Here is a 1,468-nt window from a genome sequence, read left to right on the forward strand (position 1 = left end):
TGCCAATAAGGAGAAAAAAATTGCGGTTTTAAGTAAAGAAAATACCGACCAGAAATTGGTTATCAGTAAAAGAAATACAGCCATTATCTCTATTGTAGCACTGGTTATGATTATTGGTATATTAAGTTTGCTTTTTTATAATCGGCATGTATCTAGACAAGAAGCTAGGTTACAGGCCGAAATTATGAAGCAACAAGAAATAGCCGTAAAAGGGATTATTGAGGCTGAGGAAAAAGAACGTAACCGTATAGCAGGAGATCTTCACGATGGTTTGGGTCAATTATTTTCTACGGTAAAAATGAATTTATCTGGGATAGCAGACCAGCTTTCTTTTAAAGATACCAAAGCTCTTTATAACTTTAATAATACCCTTAAATTGGTAGACGAAAGTTGTAGAGAAGTTCGCAGCATTTCACATCAAATGGCGCCCAACGTTTTGTTAAGAGCAGGCTTGGTATCGGCCATTCGCGATTTTGTTTTAAAAGTAGATGAGCGCCTTTTAAAAATTAATCTGGAAGTAGATGGTTTATCAGAAAGATTAGAATTGCATATAGAAACCGTATTATTCAGAATTATTCAAGAATCAGTAAATAATGCAATTAAGCATGCAAAAGCAAACCTATTGGATATTCAATTGATAAAAGATGAAGATGGATTATCTATCATGATAGAAGATAACGGTGAGGGATTTGACGGGTCAAAATTAAATGAATTTGAAGGTATGGGATTAAAGAACATGCGTACAAGGGTAGAATATTTGAAAGGAAAAATAGATGTTGATTCTGCCTTAGGAAGAGGAACGCTCGTGAGTATCTGGCTCCCCATAACTTATCATAAATTAGCATAACATGATTAAAGTTTATATTGTAGATGACCACCAGCTTGTATTAGACGGTATTTGTGCGCTTTGTAATGGAATCGATTATATCCAAGTTGTAGGATTTAGCAATAAACCTACTGAGGTAATAGAACAGTTAGCCCAACATCGTCCAGATATTTTAATTACTGATGTAAATATGCCAGAGATTAGTGGAGCGGAGCTAACCAGAAAAGTAAAAAAGTGTTTCCCAGAAACTAAAATTATTTGTCTTTCTATGTTTGGAGATCAACAGGTTATTTCAGAAATGATAGATGCCGGCATATCTGGATATATCTTAAAGAATACAGGTAAAGAAGAATTTTTAGAAGCCATAGAAAAAGTATCGCAAGGACGAACTTATTTTAGCGAAGAGATTATGAAAGAGCTCATTAAATCTTCTGCTACAGCACCACGCGAAAACAGACTTACAAATAGAGAAATAGAACTGATACGTTATATAGAAAAAGAATATAGCAATAAGCAAATAGCTGAAAAACTATTTATTAGCGAGCGTACAGTTGAAACACATCGTAAAAATATTTTCAGAAAAACAGGTAGCCAAAGTATTGTAGGCCTGCTAAAGTATGCTTATGAGCATAAGCTTATTTA

At 34.1% G+C, this 1,468-nt stretch carries 2 protein-coding genes; both read left to right on the forward strand.

The features are described 5' to 3' along the window. A partial coding sequence (locus B2745_RS02335) for a sensor histidine kinase (protein WP_304063162.1) occupies positions 1-847 on the forward strand: 847 nt, incomplete at its 5' end. 1 nt (position 848) lies between these two features. Further along, positions 849-1,468, forward strand: a 620-nt coding sequence (locus B2745_RS02340) for a response regulator (RefSeq protein ID WP_304063165.1), incomplete at its 3' end; no start/stop codon positions are given.

The sequence above is a fragment of the Pedobacter glucosidilyticus genome (genome assembly GCF_002483235.1).
In the GTDB taxonomy this organism is placed as follows: Bacteria; Bacteroidota; Bacteroidia; order Sphingobacteriales; family Sphingobacteriaceae; genus Pseudopedobacter; species Pseudopedobacter glucosidilyticum_B.